At 38.0% G+C, this 13,957-nt stretch carries 12 protein-coding genes; 5 read left to right on the forward strand and 7 right to left on the reverse strand.

Annotated elements, in window-relative coordinates:
• Window positions 1–8: 8 nt before the first annotated feature.
• A complete protein-coding gene (locus tag IGI44_RS16330) occupies window positions 9–893 on the reverse strand; it encodes a LysR family transcriptional regulator (protein WP_438788863.1) in 885 nt (294 codons plus the stop codon).
• Window positions 894–1,021: 128 nt separating this feature from the next.
• Here IGI44_RS16330 and IGI44_RS16335 point away from each other — a divergent pair, with 128 nt between their 5' ends.
• The 5 genes from IGI44_RS16335 to aroD all read left to right on the forward strand — a co-directional run bounded on the left by IGI44_RS16335 (window position 1,022) and on the right by aroD (window position 7,348).
• Entirely contained in the window at window positions 1,022–2,239 is a 1,218-nt protein-coding gene (locus IGI44_RS16335) for an MFS transporter (RefSeq protein ID WP_438788864.1), read from the forward strand.
• A gap of 119 nt (window positions 2,240–2,358) precedes the next feature.
• Window positions 2,359–4,386 (forward strand): FAD-dependent oxidoreductase, encoded by a 2,028-nt coding sequence (locus tag IGI44_RS16340; protein WP_438788866.1) that lies wholly within the window; start codon window positions 2,359–2,361, stop codon window positions 4,384–4,386.
• A 46-nt stretch (window positions 4,387–4,432) separates the two neighbouring features.
• Entirely contained in the window at window positions 4,433–5,311 is an 879-nt protein-coding gene (locus IGI44_RS16345; protein WP_438788867.1) for a shikimate dehydrogenase, read from the forward strand.
• A 14-nt stretch (window positions 5,312–5,325) separates the two neighbouring features.
• A complete protein-coding gene (locus tag IGI44_RS16350) occupies window positions 5,326–6,513 on the forward strand; it encodes an MFS transporter (protein ID WP_438788868.1) in 1,188 nt (395 codons plus the stop codon).
• A gap of 82 nt (window positions 6,514–6,595) precedes the next feature.
• Window positions 6,596–7,348, forward strand: coding sequence for a type I 3-dehydroquinate dehydratase (aroD, locus tag IGI44_RS16355; protein ID WP_438788869.1), 753 nt, complete (start codon window positions 6,596–6,598; stop codon window positions 7,346–7,348).
• A 104-nt stretch (window positions 7,349–7,452) separates the two neighbouring features.
• Here the strand turns inward: aroD and mnmG are convergent, their stop codons facing one another.
• The 6 genes from mnmG to rpmH all read right to left on the reverse strand — a co-directional run bounded on the left by mnmG (window position 7,453) and on the right by rpmH (window position 13,325).
• Window positions 7,453–9,354 (reverse strand): tRNA uridine-5-carboxymethylaminomethyl(34) synthesis enzyme MnmG, encoded by a 1,902-nt coding sequence (mnmG, locus tag IGI44_RS16360; RefSeq protein WP_438788871.1) that lies wholly within the window; start codon window positions 9,352–9,354, stop codon window positions 7,453–7,455.
• A 15-nt stretch (window positions 9,355–9,369) separates the two neighbouring features.
• Window positions 9,370–10,767 (reverse strand): tRNA uridine-5-carboxymethylaminomethyl(34) synthesis GTPase MnmE, encoded by a 1,398-nt coding sequence (gene mnmE / locus IGI44_RS16365; RefSeq protein WP_438788872.1) that lies wholly within the window; start codon window positions 10,765–10,767, stop codon window positions 9,370–9,372.
• 314 nt (window positions 10,768–11,081) lie between these two features.
• Window positions 11,082–11,843: an RNA-binding cell elongation regulator Jag/EloR gene (gene jag, locus IGI44_RS16370; RefSeq protein ID WP_438788874.1), complete on the reverse strand. Its 762-nt coding sequence runs from the start codon at window positions 11,841–11,843 to the stop codon at window positions 11,082–11,084.
• Between the two features lie 35 nt (window positions 11,844–11,878).
• Window positions 11,879–12,700, reverse strand: a complete 822-nt coding sequence (locus IGI44_RS16375) for a YidC/Oxa1 family membrane protein insertase (protein WP_438788876.1) — start codon at window positions 12,698–12,700, stop codon at window positions 11,879–11,881.
• A gap of 17 nt (window positions 12,701–12,717) precedes the next feature.
• On the reverse strand, window positions 12,718–13,053 hold the full coding sequence (rnpA, locus tag IGI44_RS16380) for a ribonuclease P protein component (RefSeq protein ID WP_438788877.1): 336 nt from the start codon (window positions 13,051–13,053) through the stop codon (window positions 12,718–12,720).
• A gap of 137 nt (window positions 13,054–13,190) precedes the next feature.
• On the reverse strand, window positions 13,191–13,325 hold the full coding sequence (gene rpmH / locus IGI44_RS16385) for a 50S ribosomal protein L34 (protein ID WP_006703104.1): 135 nt from the start codon (window positions 13,323–13,325) through the stop codon (window positions 13,191–13,193).
• Window positions 13,326–13,957: the final 632 nt, after the last annotated feature.

A 13,957-nucleotide genomic window follows, 5' to 3' on the forward strand; every position in this document is an offset into this window, starting at 1 on the left:
TTAACCCGCTATTTATTTTCCGGATTTAAACAAAAATCATAAAATTTTCTTATCACAGGAACCTCTAAATTGTGCTTCTTTACTGCCAAATAAACATTTCTGTGTTCTAGTCGATTCCTAATCTCAATTTTTTTGACTGGATAGGAGGCGATTGAAGGGATATCGGGCATTAATGCAATACCATATCCTTCACCAACAAAACCTAAAATACTGTGATCTTCTTCCAATTCGCACTGAATAGTCAAAGTTATATCCAACTCTTTCAATTGACGGTCCAAATAAGGGCGCAAGCCGCTTTGTTTTCCATAATATACATAGGGATAATTTAATGTCTCCTCGATTTTAACACTCTTTTTTTGGGCCAAAGGGTGATTTAAAGGGACGACCAATACTAGCTTTTCTCGAGTTAAAATCTGAAAAACTAAATCACTGTCTTCACTAATTTTTGAACAAATGCCTATATCGATCGTATCTTCTAACAACATTTTAATGATTTTATTGGAATTTCCTTGGTGAAAGAGAAATTGAATTCGTTCATTTTCTTTTTCCTGTTGAAATGTTTGGATTAATCGGGGAACAAGTGTTGAACCCATCGTATAAATAAAACCAAACTCGATTTCACCTAAAAAAGGATCAATAATCTCTCGGATTCGTTGTTGCCCCTCTTCAATTTTATGCAGTGCCGGCTGAACGTATTCATAAAAGACCCGACCTTGTCGTGTTAAACGAATATTTCGACCTTTTTTTTCAAACAGGGCGACTCCTAATTCTTGTTCCAAAGTTGTCATCGCATGACTGACATTTGGTTGTGAAGTATTAGCCAATTCAGCGGCCTTAGTCATATGCTCGCTTTGAGCCAGTAAAACAAAAAATTCTAATTGTCTTAAGTTCATTTTTCATCACCTCATTCAATAAATAGATTTTATCAATTTTATTAAAATAAATCATTAGTATTAATGGTACAAATGACCTAGTATTAAGGTATAATCAAGTGAATAAAATCACATGAAGAGGGAATTATATGAAACCTACAAAATATCGTCTATTAATTGGTAGTCTCTATTTTAATTACATTTTTCAAGGAATGGCTGCTATTATCCTTTCACAAAATATGGATGGACTTAAAAATCAATGGCAAGCCAGCACCACACAGGTCACTTTAGTAATGAGTGCAATTGGTTTGGGGAGAATTCTCAGCCTCTATTTCTCCGGATACTTCTCCGATACTTTTGGTCGTCGAAAAACAGTAATTATCGCTATTTTATCTTATGCTCTTTTCTTTTTCGGCGTGTTATATAGTCCTAATTATCAAATGGCCTTTTTCTTCGCGCTGTTTGGCGGAGTCAGCAATGCTTTTTTAGATACAAGTACTTATCCTACATTAGTTGAAGCTTATCCAGATGAAAAAACCAATAGCTCTCTCAGTGTTTTAAATAAAGCATTCATTTCCTTAGGCCAGTTTATTTTACCTTTCATTACTCGTTTTCTTCTTAAAGAAGGACTCTTTTTTGGTTGGCCCTTTATTCTTTGCGCAGTGTGTTTGTTGGCTAATTTAGGATATCTAGCATTTGCTAAATTTCCTCCTCTGAGTTCACTGCCCACGGAAGTAGTAGACGATCCTGTACACCCTCCAAGAAAAATTATCAATCGAGGCGATTTTAAAATTGATGGAATTGCTTTGTTGGTTTTCTCATTCGTCTCAGTTTCTATTTTTAATATTTTCATTCTTTGGATTCCACAATATACAGAGGCAATGCAAATCGTTTCACACGAAAATAGTTTAATATTTGTTAGTCTCTACAGTGTTGGTTCCTTTGCTTCTGTTTTTTTTACCTCCGGAATTGTGAAAAAAGGTATAAACATTCCAAAATTAATCAGTCTTTGTGTTGCGATCTCTGGTTTATCTCTACTTTGGATGCTACTTTCGCCTAGTTTTATTTCAACTATTGTAGCCGCATTAGCAATCGGAATTTTTGCTGCTGGTGGAATTTGGCAGCTCGGACTGGCTCTAATGTTAGAACTTTTTCCTAGCAGAAAAGGACGTTATACTAGTTATTACTCTTTAGCTACCTCAACATCTGTTATGATAACTCCTTATATCACCGGTATTATAAGCAACAAAGGCATGGAATACGTTTTTTGGTTTGATACATTTTTAATTTTATTGGGCTTTATCGCTTCGCTGGTTATTCAGCAACGCTATAAAAGCCTTATTCCAGAAAAACCTATCAAAAATTGAATGATAAATATAATTTATGATTAGCATCGAAATAAAGCATTAGATTTTATAGTTTTATTTTCGTAGAATGAAGGCAAGAAATTGTGAATGTTCTCATTATCTACGGAAGGATGAATCTTATGGAAAAATACCAAGCTTTGTTTGAACCTTTAACGATTAAACGTTTGACTTTAAAAAATCGAGTGATTATGCCACCAATGGGAACAAATTTTGCAAATCAGGATGGGACCTTTAACGAACAACATTATTCATATTACGAACAACGTGCAAAAGGCGGTACTGGTTTAATCACCCTAGAGAATATTTGTATCGACTATCCTTTAGGAACGAATGGAACGATGCAATTAAGAATGGACGATGACCAATTCATCCCTGGCCTTTGGCAATTTAACGAACGGATGCATGCCTTTGGAGCAGCTACTTCTGTACAAATCAATCATGCAGGAGCTTCTGCCTATCAATCACGTTTGGAGGGTATGCAAGCAGTCTCTTCTTCGGATATCCCTAGCAAGGCCGGAAATCCTGCTCCGCGCCCACTCCATAAAGATGAAATTGTACAAATCGTACAAAAATATGCTGCAGGAGCCTTACGTGCTCAAAAAGCCGGATTTGACTGTGTTGAGATCCATGCAGGACATTCTTATTTAATTAGTCAGTTTTTATCACCTGTTTACAATAAACGAACAGATGAATTTGGTGGAACTCCTGAAAATCGTGCTCGCTTTGCTCGAATGGTCATTCAAGCAGTTAGACAAGCAGTTGGTCCATTTTTTCCAATCTCTTTGCGTATCAGTGCAGATGAGCTCTTACCAGAAGGAAATACTCTAGACGACACCATAGATATGCTCAACTATATTGCTGAAGATGTAGACATCCTGAATGTCTCAGCTGCATTAAATGACAACCTACAGTATCAGATTGATAAGATGAATCTTAAAGATGGTTGGCGAAGTTATATGGCCAAAGCGGTTAAAAATAAGTTTCCAGAGAAGGTGATTATTACTTCTGGGAACATCCGTAGCCCACAGCGCGCCGAAGAAATTCTACGAAATGGAGATGCAGATCTTCTTGCTATGGGACGAGGGTTGATCGCTGAACCAAATTGGGTTAATAAAGTTGCCAATGGGCAAGAGTATCTTTTACGAAAGTGTATCTCCTGCAACCTTGGTTGCGCAGATCATCGTATCGCCAAGTCACGTCCGATTCGCTGTACAGTTAATCCTGATGTTTATTATGAGGATGCTTATAAAAACATACCAATTACTGGATCAATGAAGATGGTCGTTATTGGGGGAGGCACAGCTGGACTTGAAGCTGCTGCTAGTGCTGCTGAAATCGGTGTAGATGTCACACTTTATGAAGAAAAAAGCTATCTAGGCGGGTTAGCCCATGAAATCGCGCGTTTTCCTGATAAACAGCGAATCGATGATTTCGTCACTTACCTAACGAGAAGAGTAGAACAACTACCCAACTTGACTGTTCACTTAAATCATCGATTCACCTTAAAGGATCTAAAAGAAACGCCAGATTTGATCGTTAATACTACTGGTGCTAAACCACTATTGCCACCAATTGCAGGACTGCAAGAAGAATTGGCTAAATCTGATCGACAAGTTTTTTCTATTTTTGACCTTTTAGGAAACATGAACAATTTCAAAGAATTTGTTGGAAAAGAAGTTGTTGTTATTGGCGGAGGCGCAGTTGGTTTAGATGTGGTTGAATACTACGCAGAAAATGGTGCAAAAAAAGTTCATATTGTAGAAATGGTTGATCAACTTGGAAAAGATTTAGATATTATTACTAAGCTAGGGATGATGGAAATCATCCATGATTACAATGTCGATGTCCATACTTCGACAAAACTGATGGAAGTCAAAAAGAATTGCTTCATCGTTGAAAAAGCTAACGGAGAAACTCTTGAATTACCTTTCGATTTAGGTTTTATCTGTCTAGGTATGCGAGCTGAAGCACCTTTGTTATCCGATTTATCCGAATATACACAAAAAAACAATGTTGCATTACTCAATATTGGAGACAGTAAAGTAGCTCGGAGAATCATGGAAGGTACGAAAGAAGCTCGTGATGTTGTAAAAGTCATTAAAAATTTGGAATCCCAAAGAAAAACGATGTTTGCCACTTATGCTTGATCTTCGTTTCACAATTAAAAATAAATAATAAGTGAGGAATTGAACAATGACAGAAAGATTGACAGGACATACTTTATTAATTAGCTTAATCGCCACTCCTATTCGCCACAGCATGTCTCCGACAATGCACAATGAAGCCTTCGCTAAATTAGGGCTAGATTACGCTTATCTTGCTTTTGAAGTAGACAACTCCACTTTAAAGGCAGCCGTAGATGGTATACGTGCCTTGGGAATTCGTGGTTCAAATGTTTCCATGCCTAATAAACAAGCGATTATTCCCTATTTAGACGAAGTTTCACCAGAAGCTAAATTAATCGGTGCTGTTAACACGGTCACAAACAAAGATGGGAAGGGACATTTAGTCGGTTACAATACAGATGGTATTGGTGCAATAAAAGCTTTAGAAGATGAAGGCGTAACAGTCAAAGATCAAATCATTACTTTGACCGGAGCGGGTGGAGCAGCAACTGCGATTGCTATCCAAGCTGCTTTCGATGGAGCAAAAGAATTGCATATTTTCAATATTAAAGACAACGTATTCGAAAATGCTGAAGAAACCGTCAAAAAAATTAATGAGCATACCAAATGTCAGGCAACGATAACTGATTTAGCCGACCAATCAGCGTTTAAATCAGCCGTTCAAAAAAGCAGTATTTATATAGATGCTACTGGCGTTGGAATGAAACCTTTACAGGATCAAAGCTTAATCAATGATCCAGAAATGATTCGGTCTGACTTAGTAGTCTTCGATGTCGTCTATGCTCCTCGAGAAACAAAACTTTTACGTTTTGCTAAAGAACACGGGGCAAAAAAAATCATAAACGGTTTAGGCATGATGCTCTACCAAGGTGCTGCTGCTTTTCAACTGTTCACTGATGAAGAAATGCCAGTCACATATATTAAAGAATTATTATTTGACGAATAGGCGGAGGAGTATTCATGAAAAATAAATATTTGCCAACAGCAATTGGTCTTTACATCAACTATATTATTCACGGGATGGGTGTTATCATCATCTCTCAGAATCAGAAGGCTTTGATGGGACAGTGGAATACGGATCTGATGGGAATAGCAAAGGTTATCTCCATGCTGGGGATTGGACGTTTGATTGCTATTTTTATTTCCGGTCGTTTATCTGATAAATTCGGTAGAAAACCCTTCATCTATTTAGGAATCGTAACTTATTCTCTGTACTTTTTTGGAATTTTGTACAGCAAAAGTGTGACGACTGCCATGATTTTTGCGGTAATTGCCGGTGTCTCAAACTCTTTCTTAGACTCAGGAACGTATCCAGCCCTTATGGAATCTTTCCCTAAAAAGGCAGGAACAGCCAATGTCTTGATCAAAGCATTCGTTCAAATCGGACAATTTACCCTGCCGATTATGCTGAAAATAATTAATACTAATCAGTTATGGTTTGGTTGGTCCTTTATTATTCCGATCATCATTTTTGTTTTAAATGGTCTATTTTTACTCAAACGACCTTTTCCAGATCAAGATGTTAAAGAAAATCAACAGGCAGAAATACAAGCTGTAACTTTTAAAAGCCAGCCCAAAATCGCAATCGAAGGTGTCTGTTTCATCATTTATGGTTTCATTTCTCAAGCAACCTTCTATTTGATCTCACAATTTATCGGTATTTATGGTGAAGAAGTTGCGAAGATGACTACTGACAACGCAAATCTATTGATTTCTTATTATTCTACAGGTTCTCTTATTTGTGTAGCCGTGACAGCTGTTTTAGCGACAAAAGTTCGTCCTGTCTATCTAGTAACACTTTATACCTTAGTATCTTTTGTAACTATTCTTGTGATGTGGTTATTCCCTACTCCAACAGTTATGATGATAGGGGCGGCATTAGTTGGTTTCTTCGCAGCAGGAGGCGTAATGCAGCTCGGATTAACCGTAATGGGCGAATTATTTCCGGCTGGTAAAGGAACAATCACGGGAATTTTTTATACTTTTGGCAGCATTGCTTCATTCCTGATCCCGATCATTGCCGCAGCCATCGCCAAAACTAATGTTCGTGGTATTATGTTATTTGACACTATTATTGCGGGAATCGGCTTTTTACTTGCGGTAATTATCTTTATTCGTTACCGAAAGACGGTTGATTTATCAGTATAATAAGATTTAATCAAATGGAAGAACTTAAATAATTCGTTTGATAATTTACAAATAATTGGAGAACGTACATGGAGGATACAGCATGAAAACAGTAACAATCGATAAGGTAACCATCGGTGAAGGACAACCTAAAATCATCGTACCTCTTCTGGACAGAACAGAAAACGCTCTGCTAGCTTCAGCTGAGCATATTCAACAACTTGATTGCGATATTGTAGAATGGCGAATAGACTTTTTTCAAGAAGTAGAAAAACCAGAAATTGTCGCCAAACTCTCCCATAAAATAAAAAAAACGCTCAATAAACCGTTGTTAATCACCTTCCGGACTTACAAAGAAGGCGGCGAATTACCATTAAGTGATGAAAAATATTTTGAAATTTATCATATGTTAATCAAACACGGTTGCCTTGATTTAATAGATTTAGAATTATTTATGCCCGATGAGTTAATTAAACAGACGATAGCCGCTGCACATCAAAAAAATATCAAAGTCATTTTATGCAATCATGACTTTGATAAAACCCCTGATAAACAAGAGATACTTTCCCGTTTGCAGCAGATGCAAGCTAAAGGTGCAGATATCTGTAAAATCGCTGTTATGCCTCAAAATAGTGCAGATGTTTTAACACTACTTGAAGCAACTCGTGAAATGTCTGAAAATTATGCAGATCGTCCCTTAATTACTATGTCTATGGGTGCATTGGGAATGATCAGCCGCGTTTCTGGACAAGTCTTTGGTTCGGCTGCTACATTTGGTTCAGCTGGAACAGCCTCTGCTCCGGGACAAATATCCGTTTCAGAATTACGTAAAATTTTGAACACTTTGCAACTTTAGAGACACCATTATTTTACTAATAAGATCAAAAGACTGACTGACTCTTTCAGTCAGTCTTTTTGTGTTTCATGTGGAACACCTCAATACAAAAAAAACGGCTTGTTTTAAGCCGTTTCACTTCCTACCTTCGCAATCTTCCCTTGTTCCACATAAACCATCAAAATACTGATATCAGCGGGATTCACACCACTAATACGGCTAGCTTGAGCAATCGTTTCGGGTTGGATTTTTTGTAATTTTTGTTTAGCTTCTGTCGCCAAACCGTTGATCGCTTCATAATCAATTCGTTCTGGAATACGTTTTGCTTCCATCCGTTTCAGCTTTTCAACTTTTTCCATCGCTTTTTTGATGTAGCCTTCATATTTGATTTGGATTTCTACTTGTTCAATTTCTTTTTCTGTCAGCTCGTTATTAGCTGGAATAAATTGCAGCAATTCTTGATAAGAAATCTCTGGTCGTTTCAAGAAATCTCTCGCTAAAACACCATCTTTTAATTTTGCACTGTTTTTAGCTCTTAGGAAGCTTTGAACATTGTCATGAGGTTTAATACGAATTGTCTGCAAACGAGCTATCTCCGCCTCAATATGCGCTTTTTTGACTAAATATGCTTGATAGTCTTCTTCGTCTACTAAACCGATCATATGTCCAATCTCTGTCAAACGTAAATCAGCATTATCATGACGTAAGATCAAACGGTATTCTGCTCGCGAAGTTAATAATCGATAAGGTTCATTTGTCCCCTTAGTTACTAAATCGTCGATCATAACACCGATATAACCATCACTGCGCTTCATGATGAAGGGTTCTTTACCTTGAATCTTTAAAGCTGCGTTGATTCCTGCCATCAGCCCTTGACCGGCTGCTTCTTCGTAACCACTGGTTCCATTGGTTTGTCCAGCAGTATATAAGTTTTCGATCACTTTCGTTTCTAGGGTTGGACGGAGTTGATGGGGAGCAACCATATCGTATTCAATCGCATACCCTGTTCGCATCATTTCTGCATTTTCTAAACCTTCAATTGAATGTAGAACCTCATTTTGAACATCCTCTGGTAGCGAAGTTGACAACCCTTGAACATACACTTCTTCTGTATTCCGTCCCTCTGGTTCTAAAAATAATTGATGACGTTCTTTATCAGCAAAACGGACAATTTTATCCTCGATCGATGGGCAATAACGAGCCCCTACACCATCTACGATTCCCGTAAACATCGGCGCACGATGCAAGTTGTTTTGAATAATCTCGTGACTTTTCAGATTCGTATAGGTCAACCAGCAAGGAATTTGTTCTGTTAAATACTGGCTATCTGGTGTTTGATAACTAAAGTGATTCGGTTTTTCATCACCAGGTTGAATTTCTGTTTTGCTGTAGTCAATCGAACCAGATTTCACTCGTGGCGGTGTTCCTGTTTTGAAGCGATGAATCTCTAATCCTAATTCTTGCAAATGGTCCGCTAACTTGATTGATGGTTGTGAGTTGTTAGGTCCTGACGAATATTTTAACTCGCCAATAATAATTTCACCACGCAAGGCTGTCCCAGCTGTTATGATTACAGCTTTTGCTGAATAGACCGCACCAGTTGAGGTCACAACACCTTTGCAAATACCATCTTCAACAACTAGACGATCGACCACTCCTTGCTTCAAGGTCAAATTTTCTTCTTTTTCGATCGTATGTTTCATTTCTTCAGCATACGCATGCTTGTCTGCTTGAGCACGCAATGCTCGTACTGCTGGTCCTTTACCTGTATTTAGCATCCGCATTTGGATATATGTCTTATCAATATTACGTCCCATTTCTCCACCAAGTGCGTCGATTTCTCGCACGACCACTCCTTTAGCTGGTCCGCCAATGGATGGATTACATGGCATAAACGCCACCATATCCAGATTGATTGTAATCAACAAGGTCTTTTGACCCATGCGCGCAGCTGCTAAAGCTGCTTCAGAGCCAGCATGCCCCGCACCAACAACGATTACATCATAATTTCCTGCTTTATATTCCATGTAGTTGCTCCTTCACTATTTTCCTAAACAAAATTGACTGAACAATTGCGTAATTAATTCATCCTGCACGCTATCTCCAACGATCTCACCTAAATAATCCCAACAACGTGTCATATCAATTTGAACTAAATCTACTGGCATGCCTGCCATAATACCGTTACGGACTTCACTCAATGATTGTCCCGCCTTCTCTAGTAATGCAATGTGACGAGTGTTTGATACATAAGTAGCATCCTTTTCGCCAGTTTGACCTCCGAAAAAGAGTTTGGCGATAGCTTCTTCCAATTGATCCAATCCAGCCTTTTCTAAAACGGAGATTGAAAAAACTTCATCTTCACTTAGGTATGCCGCAACGTCAGTCTGTGATAGTTTACTTGGCAAATCGGTCTTGTTTAATAACACAATTCGTTTTAATCCCTCTGTCGCTTCCAATAGTTCTCTGTCTTCCGCGGTTAGGGCTTCGCTTTGGTTTAGGACTAACAAAATCAAATCTGCTTCGCCTAATGCTTTACGACTACGTTCTACTCCAATCCGCTCCACCACATCATCGGTTTCACGAATCCCTGCTGTATCAATCAACTTCAACGGTACTCCACGGACATTCACGTATTCTTCGATCACATCACGCGTAGTTCCGGCAATTTCAGTTACGATTGCTTTCTCTTCATGTAATAAATAATTCAGCAAACTTGATTTTCCCACATTTGGACGACCAATAATTGCTGTGCTTAAGCCTTCCCGCAAAATTTTTCCTTGCTTAGCATTTAACAACAATGCGTCAATCTGTTGACCTACCTGTTGAGCTTTTTCTAGTAATAACTGTGTAGTCAATTCCTCGACATCATCATATTCTGGATAATCAATATTCACTTCGACTTGCGCGAGTGTTTCTAAAATTTCCTGGCGTAATTGCCGAATTAAATGAGACAAATTTCCATCTAACTGATTGATCGCAACATTCATCGCTCGATCCGTTTTCGCACGAATCAGATCCATTACGGCCTCTGCTTGTGATAAATCGACACGACCGTTGAGGAATGCTCGTTTAGTAAATTCACCGGGCTCAGCTAAGCGTGCACCAGAACGTAAAATCAATTGCAACAACTGATTAACTACCACGATACCGCCATGACAGTTAATTTCTACAATATCTTCACGCGTAAAAGTCTTTGGTGCACGCATCACGCTCACCATTACTTCATCGACTACCTGTTGGTCTTCGGGATCAATGATGTGTCCATAATGAATCGTGTGCGATGGAACATCTAACAAACATTTTTTCCCGCTGCGGTAAACACGATCGGCGATTGCTACTGCTTGATCGCCGCTCAATCGGACGATACTGATCGCCCCTTCACCTGGCGGAGTTGAAATCGCTGCGATTGTATCAAATTCTAGGGTGATCTCTGCCACTTTTCTTCCTCCTAATGTAATTAAGAACATAAAAAAAGTGCCTACTCCACCCCTTAAAAAAGGAGTAGATTGAGCACTTTGACTGCTTTTTCTACAAAATTCTGGTGTTAGATTAGCATATATTTTTCAACAATTCAAGTTTTCCTGTCAAAATCACACCTATTTTCAAATTTTACTTCTTTAAACAGAGTAAATCCCCTCTCTATTAAGGAATTCTCAAAACCTAAAAAACTTTCTAGACGAAGCAGCTTTCTTCAAAATAAAAAAGTACCAAACAGATTATCTGCTCAGCACTTTTCAATCATTCATAAGACTTAGAAATATTTTTTCGCTGGCTCAACAACCAGATAACGATAAGGATCTTCTCCTTCTGAATGCGTTTTGATATACTCATCTTTGCTTAAAGCTGAATGAATCATTTTGCGTTCAAAGGCAGGCATTGGTTCTAAAAACACCGGACGACCTGTTTCCTTAACTTTTTCAGCAGTTCGCTGAGCTAAGCGAGTTAAAACTTCTTCGCGTTTTTGACGATAATTTCCGACATTTACAACGACTGATAATTTTTCTTTTGCTACACGATGCAGGAATACTTGAGCTAAATACTGCAAAGCATTCAAAATCTTGCCGTGTTTACCAATTAGCATTCCTTGCTTACTAGTCTCTAGGTTCATGACGATCAAACCATTTGCTTCATGCTGGATCTTAACTAACGCTGGCACTCCCATGTCATTCGTAATATTCGTTAAGTAAAGCGCCAATTCTTTGACGGCCTCGTCCTCATCTAATTCAACTAATTGACTGGTCGGGTCTGTTGTTTTTACAGGCTCCTGTGCTTCTTCTATTACTGGCTCAACAGGTTGTTTTTCCGTTGATTCTTTCACCGGTTCGGAAGTAACGGCAGTTTCATCAACAATAATTGGCTCGATCGATACACGAGCATCTTTTTTTCCCATTCCTAGGAAACCTTTTTTCGCATCTGCTAAAATTTCAATATCGACGGCTTCTTTCTTCAACCCTAAAGCATGCAATCCTTTTGAAATTGCTTCGTCGATCGTTGGACCTTCATAAACAGGCATTTTCTAAACCTCCTTATTCGTAATTAATTACATTCTTATTTTTTCTTTTTCTTCTTAGGATGTTTGGCTTTTTGAAGCGCACGTTCTCTTTCGCGGATTTGACGAGCTGCTTCTTCTCTTTCACGACGAATCTTGAACGGATTATTGATCAACAGTGTTTGTACTACTTGGAAAGCATTGGAGATTACCCAATACAATGATAATCCGCTGGCTAAATTCAACGCCATAACAAAGATCATCACTGGCATCGCAAAATTCATGATCTTCAATGAAGCATTAGATTCAAGTTGACTCATACTAGATAGATAACTACTTGCAAAGGTAAAGATTGCTGCAAGAATCGGTAAAATGAAGTATGGGTCGGACTGACTCAAGTTTAGCCATAGAAAATGCCCTGACCGCAATTCAGGAATTCGTAAAATTGCTTGATACAAGGCCATCATCACTGGCATTTGTACTAAAAGTGGTAAACAGCCTGCGTAAGGGCTCACATTATTTTCTGCATAAAGCTTTTTCGTTTCTTCTTGCAGTTTTTGTTGCGTCTCTTGGTCACGAGTACTGTATTTTTCTTGGAGTGCTTTGATTTTAGGCTGTAATTCCTGCGTTTTACGCATGCTTTTTGTTTGGAAATGCATAAGCGGCATCAAAATGATCCGTATAATGATTGTAAATAAAATGATCCCGATTCCGACATTGCCAAATGATAGTCCCTTAATCGCTTGTCCGAAATAATAGACGACATAACGATCCCACACGCCGCTGCTGCTTGCACTAACTTCACCAGTACCACAGGCGGATAACAAGAAGACGAGACTCAGTAATCCTGTCATTAATAATATTTTTTTATATTTCTTCACTTACATCTGTTTCCTTCCTAACTTAATATTTTTGCTAATTTTAAGACGTGTATAAGATTCGAACGCATTTCATCATGAGGCAGATCTTTCGTAGCTGGGCGCGCAATCACGATAAAGTCTATAGGTGGTAATTCCGTTTTTAACTCTTGCAAAATTGCTCGAATTTGGCGTTTTACTTGATTTCGTGCTACAGCATTCCCAATTTTTTTTCCAACTGACAAGCCTACTCGAAAATGTTTTTGACCAGAAGGTTCTAGACGGTAAACTACGAATTTTCGATTCGCAAAAGAAGCACCTTCTTCAAACACTTTTTGAAACTCTCGTTCTTTTTTGACCCGATATTTTTTCTGCATCTAGTTTCCTTCGTTTCTTTTAAATCTATACCTGACAATAATACCATACTTCAAATTAAGGAATCATCCTTATTTATCAGAAAAGTTCCTTAAGAATCACATTTTGGATACAAAAAAAACCACTGACCGGCAGTGGCTTAAGCAGCAAGTACTTTTCTTCCTTTACGACGACGGCTTGCTAATACGCGACGGCCGTTTTTAGTGCTCATGCGTTTACGGAATCCATGAACTTTTTGACGTTTACGTTTATTTGGTTGATAAGTTCTTTTCATTAAAATACACCTCCATAGCTAACTTTACATAGACATACCCGAATATTATAACGATATCTCCCCTACTTTGTCAATCATCAAATGAAAAAGGCTAATAAAACTCGATAATTTTTACGTTCACCATCTAGTAATTTTTCAATCAGCTTCAAAAAATTAAAAGCTATCCTCTCTATTTCTTTCAGCAAAACGACTCCAATCTAATGATTTTTTGAACCATCCAGAGAAAAGTTTATCCACAAATTCTGGGGATAAATTTCCAATAACTGTGCAAAACATTTTTCCACAAAAAAATTTGCATAGAATTTTCAAATGTCTTTTCCCCAAATTATGATCCTTTTGATAAGTTGTCCACAAGGTGGATAAGTTGTGTGCATAAGTGGCTGTATTCTTTATCTATCAAGCCTGCATTTTTCCCGAGATTGTGTATTTTGTAGTGGAAAAAGAGCTCTGTCCACATTTTTTAAACTGGCTGTGTATATGTTTTTGCATACTCGTGGATAGTCTTTTTGTATTTTTATACATTCTGTGGAAAAGGAGAAAAATCTCGCTATTTCATTTCTGGTTGTGGAAAACTTTTAAAAAAAATGATAAAGTATGTCTATCTGAATTTTATTAATTAGGAGGCGACTTAT

The sequence above is a fragment of the Enterococcus sp. DIV0756 genome (genome assembly GCF_051710745.1).
GTDB lineage: Bacteria > Bacillota > Bacilli > Lactobacillales > Enterococcaceae > Enterococcus_A.

Coding starts and splice junctions, on each gene's coding strand:
- rpmH (WP_006703104.1), bottom strand. CDS start 13,325: ATGAAAAGAACTTATCAACCAAATAAACGTAAACGTCAAAAAGTTCAT.
- IGI44_RS16340 (WP_438788866.1), top strand. CDS start 2,359: ATGGAAAAATACCAAGCTTTGTTTGAACCTTTAACGATTAAACGTTTG.
- IGI44_RS16335 (WP_438788864.1), top strand. CDS start 1,022: ATGAAACCTACAAAATATCGTCTATTAATTGGTAGTCTCTATTTTAAT.
- jag (WP_438788874.1), bottom strand. CDS start 11,843: ATGCCTGTTTATGAAGGTCCAACGATCGACGAAGCAATTTCAAAAGGA.
- IGI44_RS16345 (WP_438788867.1), top strand. CDS start 4,433: ATGACAGAAAGATTGACAGGACATACTTTATTAATTAGCTTAATCGCC.
- aroD (WP_438788869.1), top strand. CDS start 6,596: ATGAAAACAGTAACAATCGATAAGGTAACCATCGGTGAAGGACAACCT.
- IGI44_RS16350 (WP_438788868.1), top strand. CDS start 5,326: ATGAAAAATAAATATTTGCCAACAGCAATTGGTCTTTACATCAACTAT.
- rnpA (WP_438788877.1), bottom strand. CDS start 13,053: ATGCAGAAAAAATATCGGGTCAAAAAAGAACGAGAGTTTCAAAAAGTG.
- IGI44_RS16330 (WP_438788863.1), bottom strand. CDS start 893: ATGAACTTAAGACAATTAGAATTTTTTGTTTTACTGGCTCAAAGCGAG.
- mnmG (WP_438788871.1), bottom strand. CDS start 9,354: ATGGAATATAAAGCAGGAAATTATGATGTAATCGTTGTTGGTGCGGGG.